Origin of the sequence: Winogradskyella maritima, from assembly GCF_042650215.1 — a bacterium.
GTDB lineage: Bacteria > Bacteroidota > Bacteroidia > Flavobacteriales > Flavobacteriaceae > Winogradskyella > Winogradskyella maritima.
On the sequence record NZ_JBHSAT010000004.1, the window covers coordinates 1,520,238 to 1,542,552 of the forward strand.

Genomic DNA, 22,315 nt, shown 5'->3' on the forward strand with positions numbered 1-22,315 from the left:
TCTGAAAGTGAGCTTTTAACGCTTAAATGTTCCTTTTGAAAATCAAAATTTTTGATAGTCATTACTCGGCAATTAGTGATGAAAAAATAACCCTGACTTTCGTAAGAAACGTCAGGGTTTTAATAGCAAGGCACTAACACTAACCATCAACTATTGATGCCATAGCTATTAAACTATTTCCTAAAAGAAGCCTCCGCCATCTTTCTCGTTGTCATCACGTCTTTTACGAGATTTAGCGCGGTACTTACCACCACCAAAACGATAAGACAGACTTGCGAAGATGGTCTTGAATTCATTTTCAAAATTGACATTCTGAACAAACGGACGTTCACTGAGTACATTTATTTCCTGTGTGTCAAATACATTATTGAAGTTAAGGCTAAACGTTGCTCTATTCTCTTCCAAGAAACTATAACGTAATCCTAGATTCACAAGGTAAATAGGGTCAACCGTAAAGTTGAGTCCAGTTTCTTTTCCACGATATAATGCGAAAGCAGAAAGCGATAGTTTCTTAGAGACCTTAAAATTATTAAAGACCCTAAAGTTATAGATGAGGTTATCTACAGTAACAGTATTGGTAGAAATATCTGCTTCTGTTGGATTTGGTAATGTCGGGTCTATGGTTTCCGCAATTCCTTTTTGCTTTTGATTATACAAATCAAAACTTGCATTAAGACTCCACCATTTTGTAGGTCTGTACTGGCTAGACAATTCTAAACCGTAAGCTGAGGTTGTATCAAAATTTCCATTGGTTAAAATCACTCGGCCCGAGTTGAGGTCGGAGCGGTCTACGATTACCACCTGATTGATTTCATCTTCAATTAATCTATAGAATACGCCACCTGTGATGCTTCCTTTTTCTAACTTTCTGGTGTAATTGGTTTCAAAAGAGTTGGTGAATTGTGGTGTTAATTCAGGATTCCCAAATTGCGATAATAAAGCGGTATTAAATTCTGGGATAGGATTTACCTGCCCAACACCTGGGCGGTCTACACGTCTACTTAAACTAAATTGGTAAGAATTCTTTTCAGAAGGGGTGTAGGTGAAAAATGCTGAAGGATAAAACTGTACATAGTCATTTTCAAAAGGAAAATCCGTTGTGCTGTTATCCGTTAAATCCGTTTCTACAGCAAAGGCATCCACTTGGACCGTTTCTGCTCTCAGGCCTAATTGATAAGACCATTTTTCAAAAGACTTGCCATAGCTGACGTAGGCTGAATAAATATCCCTAGTATAATCAAATGCCGTTTGCGTGGGGATGAAATTACCATTCTCATCTCGTACTCGGGCATCTGAATTATAGCCCAATTTATTCTCGAACAAGCGTGCTTGTAATCCAAATTCCAATTTTGATTTTTCTGTTAGTGGATTCACATAATCTAAATTAATGGTGGTTCGGTTTCTGTCGTATCCTGAAAACTCATCAAAATTAGGACGTGTAAATAAGCCTGAAAATCTATTGTTGACTTCTGAGGATTGGTCAAAAATGTTGTGGTCTACTTCTAGCTCAATATTGTGACCTTCGGCAAAATCGTGCTTGTAATTGAAGTTATACTGCTGTGATTCATTATCACTCAAGCCTAAAATAGATTGCACTTGGGTGTTTGAATTTGCCATGTTAGATAATGTTGTTTCAACATCAGCACCACCATCAAAGAAATTTTGATTGGTAAAAACCGATACTGTATTCTTTTCGTTGATGTAATAATCGATTCCAAATTTCAGTAAGTGCGAATCGTTTTCATCCTCAATATCCAAATCTTGAATCAGTCCCGTTTGCTCTTGTGCTAAACGCCCGCGATTAACATTTCGTCTTATACTGTTGCCGTAACTTCCGTAGAAATTTAGTTTTCCGTTGCGGTAGTTTGCATCGATAGAGCTGTTAAATTTTGGCGCAATTTGATATCCCAAGCCAACATTAAGATTTCCGTTGAAGCCTATGTTGACGTTCTTGTGCAAAATGATGTTAATAATACCACTCATACCATCAGGATTGTACTTTGCAGAAGGATTGGTAATCAATTCAATTTGCTTAATTGAGCTTGAAGGTAACTGTCTAAGAAGTTGTGCGGCCGGGACATTGGATAGTTTTCCATCGACCATAACCTGTACATTCTGGTTGCCTCTTAAGGACACATCTCCAGTTTGCTGGTCGACGTTGACGGATGGAATGTTATTCATAATATCCGAAGCTGTTGGGCCAGCAGTGGTTAAATCCTTTCCGACGTTAATCACCTTACGGTCAACCTTTTGTTGAATCGTAGAGACTTCAGCGACTACGGTAACTTCATCGAGGCTTTCGGCATCTTCAGACAAATTGATGTCACCTAGATTCACCTTATAATTGTTCTTACCAATAGTTATGGATTGGTTAATCGTCTTATAACCGATGTAGGTTATTTCAACATTGACGGAACCTTCTGGGATTTTTTCAATTTTAAAGTTTCCATCCGCATCTGTGATGCTTCCTGTAATAACTTTATTGTTTTGATCTTTAATAATAACATTGACATAAGGCAAAGGTGCTTTTAGGGTGGCGTCCATAACGCGCCCTTCAATAGAACCAGTTTTAATGTCAGTGTTTGGGTTGGGTTGTGCGCTTACTAGGATTGATGAGACCATAGCAAGCATTACGAAGAAATGCTTCATTTTGGTTTGATTGTTTTTTGATTGATTGATAGTATTCTAAAGTTAAGACGACTATTTTTACATTCTGTTACCACCTTGCTGTGGGCTTAACAATTTTTTAACAAAAAACAGTTTAGTTTGAAGAAGAAAACTTTGGTTATGGGAGCTTCCTTAAAACCCCATAGATACTCGAACATTGCTATCAGTAGATTGGTGAATTATGGTCATGAGGTAGTCGCTTTCGGTATGCGTGAAGGTCAGGTGGCAGATGTTAACATTGATACGGTTTTGATGTCTTACAAGGATATTGATACGGTAACACTCTATCTCAACCCTACTAGACAAGAACCCTATTACGATTACATCATTGGTTTAAATCCCAAACGTGTCATCTTTAACCCAGGTACGGAGAATCCAGATTTTTATGCGCTTTTAAAGGCGAATTCAATTGAGTTTGAAGTCGCTTGTACTCTTGTGTTGTTGGGGACGGGGCAGTATTAGTCTGTAGTCTCAGTTGACAGTCGCAGTTATCAGTTGCAGTATTCAGCTTGCACGTATTAGAATAAAGTATACAGTTTAAGCTTTGGAGTTTTTATCAGTGAAACCCTTTACGACTTTGCGACTCAGCGAGAAGACGTCTTTCGTGAAATTAGCAACAATCCCAAAAACGTTATCGCCCCATTAATAGGAAGAATTTCCCAATGGAATATGTAAGTTCCAATAACAGTTTCTGGAAGGGATGTAATTAAAAAGCTTAAGGTAATGGAGACCAAAGCCACAATCCAAGCGAATTGGTCCTTAATCTGGCGCTTTGTTAATATCCCAAAAGCAAACAAACCCAACAATGGTCCATAGGTAAAGGTTGCAAATTTGAATAGGTTACTTACCACACTACCATCAAGCAAATTGAAAATAATAACCACAACCACCAAAACTGCGGAAACTCCAACATGTACTTTCTTACGTAGCGGTTTTTGTTCAGCTTCTGGCTTCTTTTCAATATTGAGAAAATCGACGGAGAATGAGGTGGTCAGAGAGGTCAATGCCGAATCGGCGCTCGAGTAGGCGGCGGCAATTAACCCAATAATAAAAATGACAGCGAGTCCTTTGCCCAAACCTTGATTCATAGCGATTTCAGGAAAAAGTAAATCCGTTCGGGTGCGACCATCGACGATAGGGATATCCAACCCGAATTTTTTGGCATAAATAAAGAGTAAGGCACCAAGTGATAGAAACGCAAAGTTGACAATGACCAATAAAACGGACATGGAGACCATATTTTTCTTGGCTTCCGATTCGTTTTTACAAGTGAGATTTTTTTGCATCATGTCTTGGTCCAATCCTGTCATGGCAATGGTGATAAAAATGCCACCGATGAAATATTTCCAGAAATAAGTCTTGGCATTGGGGTCGTCAAAAAAGAAAATCTGACCTTTTTTGGCAAAGGCTTCAGAATTTAAAAATTCCATATACGACCAATCCAGTTTTTCATTTATTAAGATGATGGCCAAAACAACCGCAGTCAGCATAGTTAAAGTCTGTAAGGTATCTGTCCAAATAATGGTTTTGATACCGCCACGATAGGTATATATCCAAATAAGTAAAATGGAAATGACGACTGTCACCCAAAATGGTACGCCAATTTGTTCAAAGACGATGTATTGCATGGCCAAAGCCACGAGGAATAATCTGAATGAAGCGCCAGTAACTCGCGATAACAAAAAGAAAAAAGCCCCCGTTTTATAACTGACGACCCCAAAACGTTCTTCCAAATACTGGTATATGGAAGTTACATTCATTTTATAATAAATAGGAAGAAGCACTAAAACTATGACGAGATAGCCCACGAAAAAGCCCAAAACACCTTGCATGTAGGCAAATTGTTCGCTTCCTATCAAGCCCGGAACAGAAATAAAAGTCACGCCAGACAATGATGCACCAATCATCCCAAAGGCCACCAGGTACCAAGGAGCACTTTTGTTCGCTTTAAAGAAAGCGTCGTTAGAATCTTCTTTTCCTGTGAAGTAGGAAATGATGATAAGCACCACAAAATAAGAGGCTATTAATAATAATATGGACGTTGGAGACATAGTTTTTCGCTTTGTATTTCCGAAAATAAACTTTTTATAAAACTTATGAGAAGCCAAAGAAATAATTCTTCAAACCATCGCTTTAAGTTTCCGATTAACCTCTCCTTTTGGGGAGGTCAGAATTTCTTTTTTTGAAATTCTGGGAGGGGCTAATTAGAAAAATAAGTACCTTCGTTGCGATGGAATTCTCTTCAAAATTATTGGAAAATGCAGTGAATGAAATGTCTCAATTGCCAGGTATTGGTAAGCGCACGGCACTGCGTTTGGTCTTGCATTTATTACGCCAGCCAGAGGAGCGCGCATTTCAGTTATCTTACGCCATACAGAAAGTCAGGGCTGAGGTCAATTTCTGTAAATCATGCAACAACATCAGTGATACGGAACTTTGTGAAATTTGCGCCAACCCAAATAGACATAACGGCGTCATTTGTGTCGTTGAGGACATTCGGGATGTTATGGCGATAGAAAACACGGGGTCATTTCGTGGTTTGTATCACGTTTTAGGCGGTAAGATTTCACCTATGGACGGTATCGGGCCTCAGGATTTAAAGATTCAATCCTTGGTAGAGAAAGTGAAAAGTGGCGAAACCAAGGAATTGATATTTGCCATGAGTCCAACGATGGAAGGCGATACCACCAACTTTTATATTTTTAGGCAGTTGGACGGATTAGATGTAAAAACATCAACCATCGCCCGTGGTATTTCGGCAGGAAATGAATTGGAATACGCCGATGAAATCACATTAGGGCGCAGTATTATCGACAGAATTCCGTTTGTAGCCTCATTAAAATCTTAACGTATTTTGAAGCTTTCCGTTGTCATCCTCAATTATAATGTCAAACATTTTTTGCAGTTATGCCTTCAAAGCGTAGAAGCGGGTTTAACCGATTTGGATGCTGAAATCATAGTGGTTGATAATGATTCCGAAGATGGAAGTGCTGAAATGATTTCAAAGCTGTTCCCGAATGTAAAATTGATTGAAACGGGTGCCAATCTTGGGTTTTCCAAAGGTAATAATATCGGCGTAGCTGAGGCCAAGGGCGAATATGTCTGTATTCTCAATCCGGATACGATGGTCGCCGAAGATACATTTAAAACACTTTTGGAAGTTGCCGAATCACAAGAGAACCTTGGAATTTTAGGCTGTCAATTGATTGATGGTGCAGGGCATTTTTTACCAGAAAGTAAACGGAATATTCCAACCCCAAGCGTTGCTTTAAAAAAGGTGGCTGGGCATTCAGAATCCTATTATGCCAATACTGTTGCTACAGATGGGGAAGGCGAGGTAGCCATTTTAGTCGGTGCATTTATGTTGTTAAGGAAGAGCGTCTATGAAACTGTCGGTGGTTTTGATGAAGACTACTTTATGTATGGCGAAGACATTGATTTATCGTATAAAGTACTACAAGCTGGGTTTCAGAATTATTATTACGGAAAGACGACGGTACTTCACTTTAAAGGCGAGAGTACAGTAAAAGATGGGGATTACGCCAAACGCTTTTACGGTGCCATGTCCTTGTTCTACAAAAAACATTTCAAGGGTAATGTTGCCACACGATTTGCGGTAGATATGGCTTCAAAATTGGGTGGATTGACTTTTAAACCTTCATCAGTAACTTCGGAAACACCTGAACATTTTATGTCGACATCGGAGGATTTGCCTTCAGAATTAAAAGAGGTTTGGGTGCAAGATTTTGGGATTCTAGACTATTCAGATATGAAACCCAATACTCAAGTTCTGTTTGATGCTAATCATATGTCTTTCAAATCGATTATAGACCAGTTAAAAATAAATGCATTGAAGGAAAAAATCAGGAATAGGATATGGCCAAAAAATAGTAATTTTATCCTCGGAAGCGATAGTGCTTCAAGTCGGGGAGAGGTTCTGGAGTTCTGATTTCAATTCGATTTTATTTTACATTTAATTCAAAAAATAAGAGTGTTTTTTAGTAATTTTGCATTCTAAATTCAATAAAACACTATCAAATTACAGATATGGCAAAGTTTGAACTTAAGCTACCTAAAATGGGAGAGAGTGTTGCAGAGGCAACCATTACATCTTGGTTAAAGGAAGTGGGTGAAACCATTGAGGCTGATGAAGCCGTTTTGGAAATTGCCACAGACAAGGTGGATAGTGAGGTGCCAAGTGAAGTTGATGGTGTATTGATAGAGAAATTGTTCGAGGCGGATGCCGTTGTGCAAGTTGGCCAGACGATTGCTATTATTGAAACTGAAGGTGGTGATGAAGCCGAAACTTCAAAAGCGAGTGAACCAGCTGTTGAAGTGACGCCAGAGCCTGTTGCCGTTGCTGAAAAAGCAGTAGCTGAAGCTAAAGAAACCGTTGCGCCTATTACTAATGATGGCGACCGTTTTTATTCGCCATTGGTAAAAAATATCGCTAAGCAGGAAGGTATTACTCAAGCCGAATTGGATACCGTTCCGGGTACCGGAAAAGACGGCCGTGTGACTAAAAACGATATCTTAAGTTATATCGAAAATCGTGGTTCTGCACCAAAAGGAGCAACTTCACCAGCTACAGCGCCTGCTCAAGCTGATACACCAAAGCCAAGTTCAAAACCAAGTACACCAGTTGTGGCTTCAGGTGATGATGAGGTAATTGAAATGACCCGTATGGGCAAGCTCATTGCCAAGCACATGGTCGATTCTGTACAGACGTCTGCACATGTTCAATCTTTTATTGAAGCTGATGTAACTAATATCTGGAACTGGCGTAATAAGCATAAAGATAGTTTTAAGAAACGTGAAGGTGAGAATCTTACATTCACACCGATTTTTATGGAAGCCGTGGCGAAGGCCTTACGTGATTTCCCAATGATGAATATTTCGGTGCAAGGCGAAAGCATCGTTAAGAAAAAGCATATCAACTTAGGTATGGCAGCGGCCTTACCAGATGGAAATTTAATTGTTCCGGTTATTAAAGATGCTGATCAGTTGAATTTGTTGGGCATGGCGAAGAAAGTAAATGATTTAGCCACGCGAGCAAGACAAGGCCAGTTAAACCCAGATGATATCCAAGGCGGTACGTATACCGTAACCAATGTCGGGACCTTTGGAAGCATTATGGGGACTCCGATTATCAATCAGCCACAAGTGGGGATTTTAGCCTTGGGTGCCATTAGAAAAGTACCTGCGGTTATTGAAACGCCAGAAGGTGATTTTATTGGTATCCGTTACAGAATGTTCTTATCACATTCTTACGACCACCGTGTTGTAAACGGTGCGTTGGGTGGCCAATTTGTAAAAGCCGTAAAAGATTATCTTGAGGCTTGGGATATGGATAGAGAAATTTAAAGCATTCCTGCGAATGCAGGAATCTCAATATAAAACAGAAGCACAGTATTTTTACTGTGTTTTTTTAGTTATTCTATATTAATGTATTGATTTCGCTTTTTAAATGAGTGAAATCAATGGGTTTTGTAAAGAAGTCTTTGGCTCCAGATTGCATTGCCCTATCAAAGTTGTCTTTATCACCATAGGCAGAAATCATGCTAACTTCAATTTTTGGATACTTGGTTTTAATGATTTTGAGCAATTCAAGTCCTGTCATTCCGGGCATATTGATATCTGAAAAAACATAAATCACTTCAGGGGGAGAATCCTGTTCTAGGAGTTCCAAAGCTTCGGCGCCTGAAAAAGCAAATTGAAACTCAATTATGCCTTGTCTAATTTCTTTTCTAAACTTTTGACGAAAAAGTATTTCTACATCACGTTCATCATCGACTATAAGTAGTTTCATTATTTAATGTTTATTGGTAAGGTTATGGTGAAGGTTGTACCTTCGTTTTCTACACTTTTTACGGTTAATTCGCCATGGTGTGCTTTTACGATATCATAACTCATGCTCAAGCCCAATCCAGTACCTTGACCAGTCGGTTTTGTGGTAAAAAAGGGTTGAAATATCTTATTAATTATTTTCTTTGGCATGCCACCTCCATTATCAGATATATGTAGATGCACTTTATCATTTAGCATTTCGGTAGACACACTGACTTCGGGTTGGTAGTCCTTTGGATGTTTCTTGAATTTTTCATTAACGGCATAGAATGCGTTATTGATGATGTTGAGAAATACTCTCCCAATATCCTGTGGTACAACTTCAATGGCTTCTATCTTTAAATCAAAACTGGTGTCAATTTTAGAGTTGAAGGTTTTGTCCTTGGCTCTTAAGCCATGATAAGAAAGATTAAGATACTCTTCTGCTAATTGGTTAATATTGAGAAATTCCTTTTTCCCAGAATTATTTCTGCTATGCGATAGCATACCTTTTACAATACTATCTGCACGTTTACCATGATGGTTAATCTTTTCAAGATTGATACTTAGATCACTCAATAAAAGCTTAACTTCTCCAAGGTCATTTTTATTTAGTTCTTCATGCACATCGTCAATGAGCTCTCCACTAACCTCTGCAAAATTGTTTACAAAGTTTAGTGGGTTTTGTATTTCATGGGCAATACCTGCGGTAAGTTCACCGAGGCTTGCCATTTTTTCTGAAAGCACCAATTGTTTTTGGGTTTGTCTTAATTCCTTCAAAAGCGTATTGAGTTTTTTGTTTTTCTTTTCAATGAGATGTCGCTGTTTATTAACTTCCACCAAGGATTGATTAAGTTCTGTCTTGGATTGTTCAATGATTTCTTTTTGTATTTCTATCTCTGCCATACTCGCATTTAAAATATTGGTAATTGCGGCTTTATCTACAAGGGTTCTATTAAACTTAAATTCCAAAATGGAATTTTGTTTTGAGATACCTTTATAAGCATTGATGAGTTTGTTTTTATCCTCATCGTTAAGGGGCAGAGACTCTATAAGCTGTTTGGTGTTTTCGTCCATAAAAAATCGCTAGGCTTTTTCTTGTAAAAGTATTAAGGAACAGGTTTCATTATGAAAATCACAGGTACTATTTTCAGCGGTACCGATTTCGCCATAACTGAAAAAGCCTATAAGCGGTTTGTTCCATATTCCTCTCAGTTTGCCTGCCTCATCCTCCATGATTGGCCCGAGAGCAAGGTGCCTTGCCTTACAAGAAAAAACGACAACGGCATCGGGATTCTCCATTTCTGATTTTAATTCACTGGCTTTAGAACAAGTTTTGTCTATCAAATCAAAACCTGGTGGTACCGAAAACTTTACTTTGCTGCCTTGGGGAATTCCTCCTGCAAAAATTAATGAACCACTATCTACATCGGCCATCATCGCCGACCGAAGGACAACATTGCCATTATCTTTTTTCATTTGAAGTGGATATTGAGCAAAGTTTGTGGCTACAACCTCTGCTTTGTCATAGACACTATCTGTAAATTGAAAGAACTTAACAAAAACATCAACGGCCGATTCCCCATCAATGGTGTAAACCACATTTCCTTCGGATTTTGTGATGGTCTTTTCTACACCAATTGTATCCCAACCACTTGTAGCCATACCCTTAACATTGACCGAATCTTCGTCTATAATGAGACCGAGTAGCCCCATGTTGGTTTCAAAGCCATTGCTAAAAACAAATGAAGACTCCATCTTTAGATCATCGCCAGCCAACCCGCCATAAAGAGAAACGTTTTCATCGACGCTTTGCACACCTTTGATAATTTGTTCCGCGTCAACGGTTAAGCCACTCGATGTAATCACTATAGCCGGATTCTTGAATTTTTCCTTCGCCATTTTTACCATATCAGATGCACTTGTAAAAGTTTCTGATGACGCCACCTTGTGGATATGGTAGTGGGATTTTTTCATATCCAACAACATAATAACGGATGAGTGCTCAAATACTTCAGAATCCAATATTTCTCCTGCTGTTGTACAACCATAAATATCGACTTCCCTTTCCGTAAAAAATTCGTCTAGTTCTTTTCTATTCTGACTGGGCGAACAAAAGATGATGGCTAAATTGGGTTTAAATCCGTCTTGGACGGCTTCCTCAAAATCAGATTTAATTTCAGAAAATGAACTTCCCTTTATATTTTTTGCTTTCATTGATATGTGATTTAAGATGAATGTTGTTGTGAGGTTAGGTCATTAGCAATAGTTGTTAACGATGAAGAAATCACGCCCATAAGTGTTGGTATAAATGAACCATCTACAGTATCGGACAACCAAGGATTCATGATGGTAGAAATAATAAAACTGACGCTAGCATCAGATAAATTTTTATTATTGACCTTTAATTGACTAAGTAGGTTGCTCATAAACTTGTCACCATAATCACCAGTAGTAAATGATGATGAGGTCACAACAATATCTGGGACGTGTTCTGTCTCTCCGGGATTTTGTCTAAAACTGAAGGCCTTGTAAACCGCATCATTAAGCGCATTAATTTTAGATAAGTTTCCCGCATAGGGATGTCCCTCCCTAAAGTTGTACATGTAGGTGATGATGGTTTGGTCGCCACCTAAGATTTTGAAGAGATTGAAAGCTTCCGTGTCCTTCATCAACTGTTCATTTGATACATTGACTATACGATCTCTAATAAATAGATATTGTGTTTTGATTTCCGCTTCGCTTTCTCTGTTCTGTATGGCTGGTATAGGAATGAGTGGCGTTACGCAGAACGGTAGATTTTCTTCAATATTTAAGCAAACCAAGGCCGCATAAAACCGTTTAGCATTAAAAAAGCAACGACCAGATAGTTCCCCGTATCCGTCTTTATTGGGCGCAATGGTTCTGTGGCTAAAATAAACGGCAGAGGCAGCGGCTCCTGGTTTTGATCCTTCAACGCCATAGACACCAACCGTGGGATCTACACCACCATGATAAACTACGGGAGCAGTAAAAGCGACCAGATTTCTCATTGCAGAATTTCTATAACAGAGACCACCTGCAGGATATGGGATGTAGCCCGATTTGTGCGGATCTATGGTTATGGAATCACTTTTTGCAAGGGCTATGTACTGTTTTGCCACATAGTCACTCATCGGTAACAAAGCACGTTGCGATTCATCCATAACATTAAAGTGGGTGTGGGAAACATTATCATCATGACTTTCTAAAAGCATGGTCCTAAAGTAACCACCCCAAGCGGCATCTGCGTGTACGGCAAACTCCATACCCTTTAACCTGTAGTGTTCCCTTAATTCCAAAATATCGCTAAGAGGATCTACTGCACTCTCTTCAGTTGAACCAATAATGGCAACGACATTCATAACAGGTGTTTTGGTGGCGAGACATTCATCAAGATGAGTTTTTAATTCATTGAGTTCCATTCGTGCTTTTTCATCAACATAAATACTTCTCATGTGCTTAGCACCCAAACCCAAAATTGCAGCGCCTTTGGGCCAGGAATAATGTCTTGTTGAAGAACAGAAAGATGCAGGATAATGTTTTATATCTGGAAGAAATTCTGCTAGTAATTGATGGCAGCCTAGAGTTTGTATGGAATATTTATTAATAGCATCAGCAATACTAGTCACGCTAAGATTATTAGGATCTGCTTGAAGGATTTTATCAGGAATGCTTAAGACTTCGTCAATTGGTAAGTTGAGTACAGACCAGTCATCCAAACTAATGAGGTCAGCTTCTGTACCATCGAGCAATGTTACCTTGAGATTTTCTACATGTTTGAAGATTTCGAGATTTTGAAGCGCAGCCCTAACGCTGACAGCATAAAATTTAAGGTTTCTTGCCATCCATAACGCTTCAAGATTGGCCACACTGCCGTCGCAGGTAATGTGCCCCCATGCTGTAGGCGTTTCAGTATCCTGATTTGTCGTCGTGCTATCTGTATTGGATAAACCAATTGGTTTTACATTAAAACCTAGCATTTTACAGAGTTCGTTACCTACATACATTTCCATTAATGTGGTAACGGGAGAGGCTTCTGCCGCAACATTGTTTTGGTTATAGAGCAATGCGGCAAAATACCCTAAAGTACCTGGTATGGCTGTGTCCCAAAGCATATGACCAACACTTCTCATACTAAAAAAAGTTCCAGATCCTTTGAGCTGTTCTACTAGAAGTTTATACTCATCTTCGAGGTGAGCCATTGTGGCTTTAAAACCTTCGGATTGCTTTACGGCTTCATCGATATAACCGGGGTCTTCTGGGAAATAGCTTTGTCGATTCTCCATAAATCCCTGCAACGCCATGGTCATAAGATGTAACATCTCTGGCGTGTTTTCAGCTTTGGTACCAGGGAAAAAAGCTTCTAATGTTTGGAGTGATCTATTGGATAGGCCGATTTGTTTATCCTTTGGGGTAAGCTCATGGTCATGTAGCAATTGGGTTGCAAAATGTAGGGATTTTTCGGAAGTTGTGTGTCTCATTTTTTTTAGTTTAAGGTTGGTTTTTTTTCTTGCGGAATTGTGTGTTATGTTGACAACACTACCTTATGCATATTGTAAAATTTAGTTTAAGTCGGTTTTGTATTTAAACGAAAGTCGGTGAATCACAATCTTAAAATATAAGGGGGAGATATATACCAAGCCTTGTCCATAATTGCTTTTTAGTCATTAGGGAGTCATTATTCAACAATGAGAACATCAAAAATTAAATAAGTATGGCTATTGAAATAGAAGAGTGGGGGTACTCGTCGCAAAAGGAATTTAAATATAGTGATTTAATTTCAATAATTCACTAATTTTTAGATGTTTAGTTAATATGGACTTGATTTGTAGGATTAATCTATAACTGATTAAATGGAGCTTCAAAAAATGTAGATTTCATTAATAAATTTTGGCGGTAGATTTTAATCATTAGTTATTAATTCTATCTTTTATGAGATCTTCAAGATTTTCGAATACGTTGATTAATGCTTCTAAAAGCCTTAATTGATTTCTTTGTCACTCCCGAAGTTTCGGGAGAGAGCAGTCGAAATGCACGAGCATTCAAGGTTCTAAGTTTTTCGACTGCGCTCAAAATGACATTCGCATTTGTTTTTTAGACCCAGTATAGGAATGAAAAAGCACAGTTCTTAACTGTGCTTTTTTAGTAATAAGCATCTATGGCTTCTATCAGCTTTTTCGTTCTCACTTGAAATTCAATAAGCAAAGAGAGGTGAATTTTGGCAACAGTTTCTCGTTTAGTGATGTAGTTGGCCAAGGTGAGTTCATTTGCAGGGTCTTTTAGGAGTTCTTTACTGATTTCAATAAGATGGCTTACGTTTGAAGCGGATAGAAGGCGTGGCGAGCTGTATTTTGTGTTGAATCCACCGAAGACATTATCCCACAAGGCAATTTGGTCAGCAAATCCCAATTGGAGTATGGCAGGATTGAATTGCTGGTCTGTAAAAAGTGCGTTATTGCCCTGGATTATTTTTTCAATGCGCTCTAATTCTTGATAATAATTTATGAGTTGGTTTCTAAATTCTTCATTTTTTATAAGCTGAATATTACCGGAAGCGATGAGTTCCTTGTAGGACGGATTGGGATTTAAAAAGGTGCGTCGACCTGTCATGGCGCCAAGGTTTTGAGCAAATGTGCTATCTACGGTAAACGCATTGGTGTTTAAATAAGATGAAACACTATTTATGCATGCATCTGCCGTGGAAGCTTCAAAAGCCATTTGTAGGTCAATGGCTTGTAGTTGATTGTCTAAATCTCGCTTAATGTTTTGAATATATGTGGCTTCTCGGTTGGTGTCTATCCGATTGGTGTTCCAATTATTAATAGAAAGTGCAATCAAAATTCCAATGACAACGAGGATAATTTCGCCGATGGCGTATTTTAAGTACCTGCCTGCCGGCAAGGCAGGTTTGCCTGTTTTGTTTTCACTCATAAGGTTGTAGCGTATTTTTCTGAAGATTTTTATCATTTTACTTGTCATTACGAGGATCCCGAAGCTTCGGGAGACGTGGTAATCCGTAGCTTTGTGACTCCAATTTGTAAGATTGGCACGCGATGCTCGCATTAGCAGTCCGTATATGTTTACAGAATTTCATCATAATTAATCATCAGCATCTTTCTTTTGGTCTTTTTTCATCTTTATATAACCAGTCACTAAGCGAACACCCAATCTTGCGAAAAGGATAATGGCTATGACCATAACAATATCAAATCCCTTCATTATTACTTCATTCAGATTGATGGTTTTATAAGACCTAAAGCGCTTCCTAGATGTTTCGGTTTATAGGTTTTGATTTAATATGTATTTTAGTTGCGATACTATAAAGTTAAACAATGAAACGATTATATCCGTTATTACTCGTCACTCTATTTTTTGCCTGTAATGATAACACTATTTCAGCCGATGCAGAAGCTCAAACCATTGATCCAGAAATGTATTGGGGTGAGAGTCCATGGCCAGAGATTAGAAAACAGCGTATAAACCAATTATTACCTATCGCTTTAAAAGCGGCAGAGGTCGATTGTTGGTTGGTGATTTGTAGAGAAAATAACAACGACCCTATAGCGGATCATATTGGTGGTGAAAATGCGGGTGGAACGGCTGTGTTCTTATTTTATAATGATGAGACTGGCTTCCATTCTAAGGTGTTTTCGCCTTCTGGTGAAGCTACAGCTTTAGGTGATTTAGATATACACGACGAGGTAATAAGTGTTGAGCGTGGTACATCCGCAGTAGTGATGGCTGTAGATTTTATAAAGGAAAAAGAGTTTGGGATTATAGCTGTTAATTCGTCTGAAAGCAATGCTATGGCCGATGGATTGTCATATTCTCAACGACAGAATTTAGAGGAATTATTAGGGGATTATTCCGACCGTTTAGTACCATCTACAGAAGTCGTTTACGAATGGCTATCGATTAAACTACCTGAAGAAGTTGAGATTCTACGTAAGGCGGCACAGTTGACGGCCGATTGGCAAATCGAAGCATATAAAGAAGTTGTTCCGGGAACATCCACAGATGCAGACATTGCTAAATTTTTAAAGCAAAAAATGGCAGAATATGGTGTGAAAAACGGTTGGGCGCCAGACCAAAATCCTAATGTCAACTCAGGTGTAGACCGTGGTCATTCTCATGCTACTGACAAAGTAATTATGCCGGGTGATGTGATTCAAATAGACTTTGGCATAAAGGTTTATGACCGTTGGGTGAGTGATATACAGCGTTTTGCTTACGTGTTAAAAGATGGTGAAACTGAAGCGCCAAAAGATATCTTACACTATTGGGAAAGTGCAAAAGCTGGTAATCGTGTAGCGCTTGCCACTATGAAACCAGGCGCAAAGGGTGTTGACGTTGATAGGGCACAACGTGTACTTATGAAAGAAGCAGGCTCAGATTATGTGATGTGGAGTACAGGGCATCCTGTGGGTTATGTGGCGCATGATGTTGGGCCAAATCTTGGTGGCTCGCAAGCGTCGCATGTAAGACCGGCGTCAGAAAAACTAATAAAAGAAGGTATGACATTTGCCTTTGATGGTTTCCACGCATGGAAACTTGAGGATGGCGGAACAAAAACCATATCTGTAGAGGAAATGGCTGTTGTAAAAGAAAACGGTGCTGAATATCTAATTGCTCCGCAGGAGGATTTGATATTAATAAGCAATTAGTTATATCTTTCTATATTTCATCTTTAATAAAACGAATAAGTTCTTGAGTTAGGTTTAAGATTGTATTAAGCTCAATAAGGTCTGCATTGTTAGAACTATCTCTTACATTTAAGGACTTATTTACATTTGGTATTTCTTCAATCATTTTTTCTTTGACGTCTAAATGATTTAAAAGCTCTTTTTGATTGTCCCAAAGCGACTTGTTTAGTGGAAATAAAAAGTTTAAATCACCAACCATTTCAGTATAGAATTTAAATCGTTCATTACTGTCAAATATGTGATCTAGTTGTTCATTTTGCAATGCTAAAAGTGCGTTTTTAATTTTGGGATTAATAAGTTTTATATCTCCAGTAGAAAGTAATACATCTATTGTCTTTGTGTTAAAAGATGTGTTCTCTATAATAAAATCAGCTTTTTGATATACCATTAAAATAGAGTCTAAAGGCAAATTAGGGACACTTAAAGCATCACTTATTTTTTTGTATTGCTTTATATCATTTTCTAATCGTTTTATAGAGAATGTAATGGCATTAATATCCAGCTCTAACTCTTCTAATAATTGGTTGTAATAGGTTTGTACTTGTGCTTTTTCTTTTCGATTTTCATTCCAATTGTTAATCTGAAGTGCGATGAGAATCCCAATAACTACAAGGATGATTTCTCCAATGGCGTATTTAAAGTACTTTCCCATTTTGTTTTGTTCTAAGAGTGATTTACGAATATGTCTGAAGAGTTTTATCATTTATCTCTTAATTTCTTTATCTAAAGCCTTTAGAATGATGTTTATTCGTTTCATTAAGGTTTCTGATTCTTGATTGTTAAACATATTTAGGGTTAATGCCCACGCAATCTTACCTTCTAATTTTGGGTCTCTCAAAAGTTCATCCGTAGATCTTGTAACGAGTTTTGATTTTCCTGGGACAAGGTTTTCGACTTGTTTGGATTCTAACAAGTTTGTAGGTATGTCTTTAAAAAAGTTATATGCTATATCACGCTGTATATCTATTTCATTTACATAGGGATAGAGTCTCTGTTCACAAAATCTAAGAAATATGCGCTCTACTTCTTGAAGTTGAATCACATCAGTGCTCCAGTTAACGAGTAGTTGTTTTAATTCTTCATCTTTCAGAATTTCTATAGTTCCAGAACTTACTAAGTCGTTTTGTATGGGGTCAAAAGTTGGTGGTTGAATGGTGCTTAAATATACAAGAATACTATCGCGTGTAACGTTTTCTGGCTTGTCAAAATAGTCTAATAATTGCTTACAACTCTTAATCAAAGTATTTCTGAACTCAATTTTATCTTGAAGTTGTTCTTTATTAGATATAAATTCCTTTTCAAGTCTTTTTAATATGGCTTGCTCATTACTATTTTCTTTGCGTTGTTCATTCCAGTTATTAATCTGTAGGGCCATTAAAATACCAATAACTACAAGGATGATTTCACCGATGGCGTATTTAAGGTAACGACCAGTCTTATTCTGTTCCATGAGGTTATATCTTATTTTTCGAAAGAATTTAATCATTGGCTTTGTTTCAATTCTTTATTTATTACAGAAATAAGTGTATCTGTATATTGCTTTATTTGGTTCATTTTAATGTAATTACTCCGTTGTCCGCCAGATATTTTACTAATGCCAATTTGCATGTTTTGATAGTCTTCTGAAGATGGATTAAAATACCAAGGGTAATTGTCTAAACTAAACTTAGTAGAATCCATATGATAATCTAGTTCTAGCTTAAGTAGCCCTTTTTCCATAAGGTCATACCCCTTGTTCGCATCTTCTGTATTAAATTTATTATACAAGTCTTCGCGCTCACATCGTTTGTAATAATCTTTAATGGCAGTGATTAAAGTATCGGAACCCAGAGTGTACAACTTACCTGTATTAATCAATTCTTCATAAATACTATTATGGATATTTAAATAAGAACCTCCAGCACTGAAGCGTCCGTTGACAATAAAATCTAAATCTGATGTTTTTAACCCTCTGTAGCTTATACGTAAAAGCGAATCACAGTTTTTATAGGCTTCCTTTAAACTAGGCCAGCGGGTAACGCCCACGTTGGCAATTTTATGCATACGAGCTTTGTTTAGTTCTAATTCGGTAAGCATTTTGTTAAGTAAAATTTTGTTACCCTCTTCTAATTGTTTGTTACCATACCATACGTTTATTTGCACAGCGATTAAGATACCAATAACAACGAGGATGATTTCGCCGATGGCGTATTTGAAGTACCTTCCTGTTTTGTTCTCACTCATAAGGCTGTAGCGTATTTTTCTAAAAAATTTAATCATAGTCTTCCATCAGTTTTAATATCGATTCTGTTTTGGTAAGCAAATCACTAAAACCACTATTTGTCATTCTAATAAAATTGCCTCTTGAGGTTCCCCAAAGATTTAATTTTAATGCCAAATCTTTCTTGTTTACATCAGTCCACATCAATTCATTTAAATCGCCTTCATTTATATAAGAAAATGATAAACTGACTGGATAATTCTCCATCAAATCATTTGTTTTATCCAAAACGACTTGAAAATAGGTTGCATTGGTAGTTAAAATTTCCTCTTGTTGCATAAACAAATCAAATAACTCGTTTTTTAAATTTTCATCAATAATTTGAAGCTTACCAGTAGATTTTGCGGAATTGTACGTATTGTTATTAAATCCGGTAAACTCATTCATATAGATAAACATCTCGTTTCTAACAAAATGAACCAGCGAATCTTTGTTTTGAGACATCTTAGAAAGCTTTTGTCTCTCTGCTTTGAAGATACTGTCTAAATAGTTTGTTTGAGACAAATAAGTCTTTATCATATCTACATCAGCTTCAAGTTCCGCTTTTATAGATTTTGTGAGTTGCGCCTTTTCTTTATTAATTTTACGCTGTTCATTCCAATTGTTGATTTGAAGTGCAATTAAAATACCAATGACAACAAGGATGATTTCGCCAATGGCGTATTTGAAGTATTTTCCTGTTTTATTTTCACTCATAAGGTTGTAGCGTATATGTCTGAAGAATTTAATCATATTTTATGTCCCGAGAAAGCGTTAATCTTATTGGTTTGTCTGTCCTTTAGTTAGTTGTTTAATTCTTCCTCTATCAACTTTAAGATTTCCAAATTGTTCTTTTTTATGACGCCTAATTCGTTTGTGTAGCCTCGAGAATCTAAATAACATAAGCTGGCATAATCTTCAAATAGAGGATCTTTAAATAGGCTTTTATAATCTGAAGGGTAGTTGCTAGGTATTAAACCAGGTACAATGCCTACTAAAGCATCATGAGTTCTTATATATTTCTGCCTAAACTCATAAGATGCGTCTTTGTGATATATTGCTCTATCACCTTCTTCTCCAGAATCTTTTACAACGTCTTCCCAACTGAACAATAATTCTATAAGATGTTCATTTTTAATCAGATGAATTTCTCCAGATGATATGGCTGAACGAAGTGCACCATTAATAGGATCAAAGGTCCAGGCATAACCTAAATTTAAATAAGGCTTAACATATGTTGAATCATCTACATCAGCCGTATCCTTTTTTATGAGATCCATCACAATAGGATAAGCATCCTGAATTTTATTTTGGTAAAAAAGCACGGTGTCTAATTGTGATTTATTAGACATAAATTCTGCTTTTAATGATGTTAAAACATTTTGCTTTTGCTTTGTGTTCAGTGCATTGTTTCTCCACTCATTTAATTGAATAGCAATTAATATTCCAATAACGACAAGGATTATTTCTCCAATGGCATATTTAAAGTAGCGCCCTGTTTTGTTTTCACTCATAAGATTGTAGCGTATTTTACGGAAGAATTTTAGCATAGACTTTAGTTTAGGTTTTTTCTATGATTCGTTAAGTCTTTTAATACGCTGTGATTTTTGTTTTGCAGAATTTCAATTTGATTCTTTACATTGATTGACAACCCTCTTATTAGCTCAAAACGTGCTTCCAATTTTGGATTTTTAAAAATGGCTTTCATCTCCTCGAGCGTTGATGTTGAGTCATAAGGTTTTAGAGCTTCAAAATATTCCAATTCCAGAGGTATGATATAATCTTGAAGATTTTTATTCAACAGTTCTGTTGCACCATCCATCATAGTAACTAAATACGCATATTGCATTAATTCTTCTCTTAACTCTAAGTTACTTATTTGCTTAAAATCTTCAGAATGATTGCGTATGAGATTAGAACCATCATTCAAATTCACAAATGGTGAAAGCTTACCAGAGTAGTTAATTTTAATGTATGTATTCGTAGAATCTTGGTTCATAGCAACATAATGCCCAAAAATACTGTCTATAAGCATTGTACCTTCAATTCTATAATCAAATAAAAGGGAGTCTGCTTTGGCCTGACCAATCATTTTATCGACCAGCTTGTACTCAGAAATAGTGTTTTTTCGGTTCTCATTCCAGTTGTTGATTTGTAGCGCAATTAAAATACCAATCACCACGAGGATGATTTCGCCAATGGCGTATTTGAGATATTTACCAGTTCTGTTCTCATTCATAAGATTGTATCGTATTTTTCTAAAAATTTTTATCATTGGTTAATTTGGTTTTGCTCTTTTCGAACATAACTATAAGCTTTCAATGTTTCTTGAATTGATTGATATCTTGAGGAAAGTATCTTGGACCTTGATTCGGCAAATTCAAGTTTAGCATTAAGTAAATACTTTAAGGTTCCGTCAGTTCTAAATGATTTTAGCAAGAGGTCTAAAGTCTTGGAATCCATTTTATTAGTCGTCTCTCTTTTAAATCCATTAAGTATTTTACTGTAAGTCTTGCCAATATGCAGGGTTATTTCTTTTGAAATGTCATACTCCTGAGTAATCATTTCATCCAATCTATGCATTAATCTATAAGAACTTGATAAATTCTTAGCAAATTCATCATCTACTAATGAAATTGTTCCATCAGCTATGGATTTTTTGAAAATGTCATTTTTTGGGTCATTGAATTGAGAATATGAAGTCAATACGAATAGAATAGATAAATTGTTTTTTTGAAATTCCGTTCTTTTAAAAGATTCCAGTGTTTCTAAATCGAGGCGATTCCAGTTATTTAGTGTACTTTCTAAAAATGATATATATAAGTCGTTTCCTTCTTTTGCATGTTTAAGAATTTCACCTGTTTCTGAATATTCATCATATAATTCATTGAAAAGCTTTTTTCCTGAGTTTTCAGTCTTTTTCCTTTCATTCCAGTTATTAATTTGTAATGCAATGAGAATCCCAATGACGACGAGAAGAATTTCGCCGATTGCATATTTGAAGTAATTGCCCACCTTCGCTGAAGCTTCGGTGGACGAGCCTATTTTGTTTTGCTCTATTAAGGATCTACGAATTTGACGGAATAATTTAATCATTGAAAGTGCTTTAGTTCATGGTCAATAGTTTTACTTAGTTTAATATTGAGTTTTAACATATCCTCAAATTGTTGGATTATATTATTACGAGAAGCTAAATTAGTTCTCAAGAGATGTCTGAAAGGTGATTGAAGCATGAGGTTATTCATAATTTCACTTTGTGAAACTCCTGCTGTGTTATTACCGGCTTGTAGGTAATAAGTTCTTAGCATACTAGAATTCTTTATAATTTTTTCTTGTCGTGCTTTTGCAATTTCAATTTCTTTAATGTAATATGCATTTAATATCGCTTTAAGACTATCATTTTTAATATGGATTAAAGTGCCCTTGTTCTTAGCATTTTCAAAACCACTGTTATCTAGAAATAAATTAGGTCTACCTAATAAATCAATTAAAGCACTCTTGTCCACCGACGAATCCTTATTCAGAAAGGATTGTCGCTCTTCATTAATGCGTCTTCCGTTAATTAAATTAGTGTTGATAGTAATGGAATCGCTTTTTAGGTTCTCTTTAATCGTGTTTAGGTCTGAAACGTATTCTGCTTTGAGCTTTCTGTCCTCATTCCAATTGTTAATCTGAAGTGCGATGAGAATCCCAATAACAACAAGGATGATTTCGCCAATGGCGTATTTAAAATAACGACCAGTCTTATTTTGCTCCATGAGGTTGTATCTTATTTTTCTGAAAAACTTAATCATTTTACTTGTCATTACGAGGAGCCCCAAGCTTCGGGAGACGTGGTAATCTGTGACTTTGTGACTCC

The 22,315-nt window shown here is 36.9% G+C and carries 20 protein-coding genes; 5 read left to right on the top strand and 15 right to left on the bottom strand.

Going from position 1 to position 22,315, the window contains the following annotated elements:
* Window positions 1-180: 180 nt before the first annotated feature.
* Window positions 181-2,649, bottom strand: a complete 2,469-nt coding sequence (locus ACFOSX_RS07985; RefSeq protein WP_386098937.1) for an outer membrane beta-barrel protein — start codon at window positions 2,647-2,649, stop codon at window positions 181-183.
* A 117-nt stretch (window positions 2,650-2,766) separates the two neighbouring features.
* Between ACFOSX_RS07985 and ACFOSX_RS07990 the strand changes: the two genes are divergently transcribed.
* Entirely contained in the window at window positions 2,767-3,129 is a 363-nt protein-coding gene (locus ACFOSX_RS07990; RefSeq protein ID WP_386098940.1) for a CoA-binding protein, read from the top strand.
* A gap of 122 nt (window positions 3,130-3,251) precedes the next feature.
* On the opposite strand, the gene ACFOSX_RS07995 is transcribed toward ACFOSX_RS07990, so the two are convergent.
* Window positions 3,252-4,718 carry a sodium:solute symporter gene (locus ACFOSX_RS07995; protein ID WP_386098943.1) on the bottom strand — a complete coding sequence of 489 codons (1,467 nt, stop codon included), beginning with the start codon at window positions 4,716-4,718 and terminating at the stop codon, window positions 3,252-3,254.
* Window positions 4,719-4,897: 179 nt separating this feature from the next.
* Here ACFOSX_RS07995 and recR point away from each other — a divergent pair, with 179 nt between their 5' ends.
* The 3 genes from recR (at window position 4,898) to ACFOSX_RS08010 (ending at window position 8,031) form a co-directional block, all read left to right on the top strand.
* Complete coding sequence (gene recR / locus ACFOSX_RS08000) at window positions 4,898-5,515, top strand: recombination mediator RecR (protein ID WP_386098946.1); 618 nt, start codon at window positions 4,898-4,900, stop codon at window positions 5,513-5,515.
* Window positions 5,516-5,521: 6 nt separating this feature from the next.
* A complete protein-coding gene (locus ACFOSX_RS08005; RefSeq protein WP_386098949.1) occupies window positions 5,522-6,616 on the top strand; it encodes a glycosyltransferase family 2 protein in 1,095 nt (364 codons plus the stop codon).
* A gap of 98 nt (window positions 6,617-6,714) precedes the next feature.
* The gene (locus ACFOSX_RS08010; protein WP_386098952.1) at window positions 6,715-8,031 is read left to right on the top strand and encodes a dihydrolipoamide acetyltransferase family protein; all 1,317 of its coding nucleotides are present in this window, start codon (window positions 6,715-6,717) and stop codon (window positions 8,029-8,031) included.
* A 73-nt stretch (window positions 8,032-8,104) separates the two neighbouring features.
* On the opposite strand, the gene ACFOSX_RS08015 is transcribed toward ACFOSX_RS08010, so the two are convergent.
* The 5 genes from ACFOSX_RS08015 to ACFOSX_RS08035 form a co-directional block, all read right to left on the bottom strand.
* Window positions 8,105-8,476: a response regulator gene (locus ACFOSX_RS08015; protein ID WP_386098955.1), complete on the bottom strand. Its 372-nt coding sequence runs from the start codon at window positions 8,474-8,476 to the stop codon at window positions 8,105-8,107.
* Window positions 8,476-9,570: a sensor histidine kinase gene (locus ACFOSX_RS08020; protein WP_386098958.1), complete on the bottom strand. Its 1,095-nt coding sequence runs from the start codon at window positions 9,568-9,570 to the stop codon at window positions 8,476-8,478. The genes ACFOSX_RS08015 and ACFOSX_RS08020 overlap by 1 nt, the downstream gene beginning before the upstream one ends.
* Before the next feature lie 9 nt (window positions 9,571-9,579).
* Window positions 9,580-10,710 carry an FIST signal transduction protein gene (locus ACFOSX_RS08025; RefSeq protein ID WP_386098961.1) on the bottom strand — a complete coding sequence of 377 codons (1,131 nt, stop codon included), beginning with the start codon at window positions 10,708-10,710 and terminating at the stop codon, window positions 9,580-9,582.
* Between the two features lie 11 nt (window positions 10,711-10,721).
* Complete coding sequence (locus ACFOSX_RS08030; protein ID WP_386098964.1) at window positions 10,722-12,995, bottom strand: pyridoxal phosphate-dependent decarboxylase family protein; 2,274 nt, start codon at window positions 12,993-12,995, stop codon at window positions 10,722-10,724.
* A 661-nt stretch (window positions 12,996-13,656) separates the two neighbouring features.
* The gene (locus ACFOSX_RS08035; protein WP_386098967.1) at window positions 13,657-14,577 is read right to left on the bottom strand and encodes a DUF6090 family protein; all 921 of its coding nucleotides are present in this window, start codon (window positions 14,575-14,577) and stop codon (window positions 13,657-13,659) included.
* A 269-nt stretch (window positions 14,578-14,846) separates the two neighbouring features.
* Between ACFOSX_RS08035 and ACFOSX_RS08040 the strand changes: the two genes are divergently transcribed.
* Window positions 14,847-16,178 carry a M24 family metallopeptidase gene (locus ACFOSX_RS08040; RefSeq protein WP_386098970.1) on the top strand — a complete coding sequence of 444 codons (1,332 nt, stop codon included), beginning with the start codon at window positions 14,847-14,849 and terminating at the stop codon, window positions 16,176-16,178.
* A gap of 10 nt (window positions 16,179-16,188) precedes the next feature.
* Here the strand turns inward: ACFOSX_RS08040 and ACFOSX_RS08045 are convergent, their stop codons facing one another.
* From ACFOSX_RS08045 to ACFOSX_RS08080, 8 genes are read right to left on the bottom strand one after another with little or no spacing between them, the layout of a single operon-like run.
* Window positions 16,189-16,920, bottom strand: coding sequence for a DUF6090 family protein (locus ACFOSX_RS08045; protein ID WP_386098973.1), 732 nt, complete (start codon window positions 16,918-16,920; stop codon window positions 16,189-16,191).
* Window positions 16,921-17,703: a DUF6090 family protein gene (locus tag ACFOSX_RS08050; RefSeq protein ID WP_386098976.1), complete on the bottom strand. Its 783-nt coding sequence runs from the start codon at window positions 17,701-17,703 to the stop codon at window positions 16,921-16,923.
* Complete coding sequence (locus ACFOSX_RS08055) at window positions 17,700-18,476, bottom strand: DUF6090 family protein (RefSeq protein WP_386098979.1); 777 nt, start codon at window positions 18,474-18,476, stop codon at window positions 17,700-17,702. Before ACFOSX_RS08055 ends, ACFOSX_RS08050 begins: the two co-directional genes overlap by 4 nt.
* The gene (locus ACFOSX_RS08060) at window positions 18,469-19,209 is read right to left on the bottom strand and encodes a DUF6090 family protein (RefSeq protein WP_386098982.1); all 741 of its coding nucleotides are present in this window, start codon (window positions 19,207-19,209) and stop codon (window positions 18,469-18,471) included. The genes ACFOSX_RS08055 and ACFOSX_RS08060 overlap by 8 nt, the downstream gene beginning before the upstream one ends.
* Before the next feature lie 50 nt (window positions 19,210-19,259).
* Complete coding sequence (locus ACFOSX_RS08065; protein WP_386098985.1) at window positions 19,260-20,006, bottom strand: DUF6090 family protein; 747 nt, start codon at window positions 20,004-20,006, stop codon at window positions 19,260-19,262.
* 5 nt (window positions 20,007-20,011) lie between these two features.
* Entirely contained in the window at window positions 20,012-20,731 is a 720-nt protein-coding gene (locus ACFOSX_RS08070; RefSeq protein WP_386098988.1) for a DUF6090 family protein, read from the bottom strand.
* Window positions 20,728-21,552: a DUF6090 family protein gene (locus tag ACFOSX_RS08075; protein WP_386098991.1), complete on the bottom strand. Its 825-nt coding sequence runs from the start codon at window positions 21,550-21,552 to the stop codon at window positions 20,728-20,730. Before ACFOSX_RS08075 ends, ACFOSX_RS08070 begins: the two co-directional genes overlap by 4 nt.
* On the bottom strand, window positions 21,549-22,250 hold the full coding sequence (locus ACFOSX_RS08080; protein ID WP_386098994.1) for a DUF6090 family protein: 702 nt from the start codon (window positions 22,248-22,250) through the stop codon (window positions 21,549-21,551). The genes ACFOSX_RS08075 and ACFOSX_RS08080 overlap by 4 nt, the downstream gene beginning before the upstream one ends.
* Window positions 22,251-22,315: the final 65 nt, after the last annotated feature.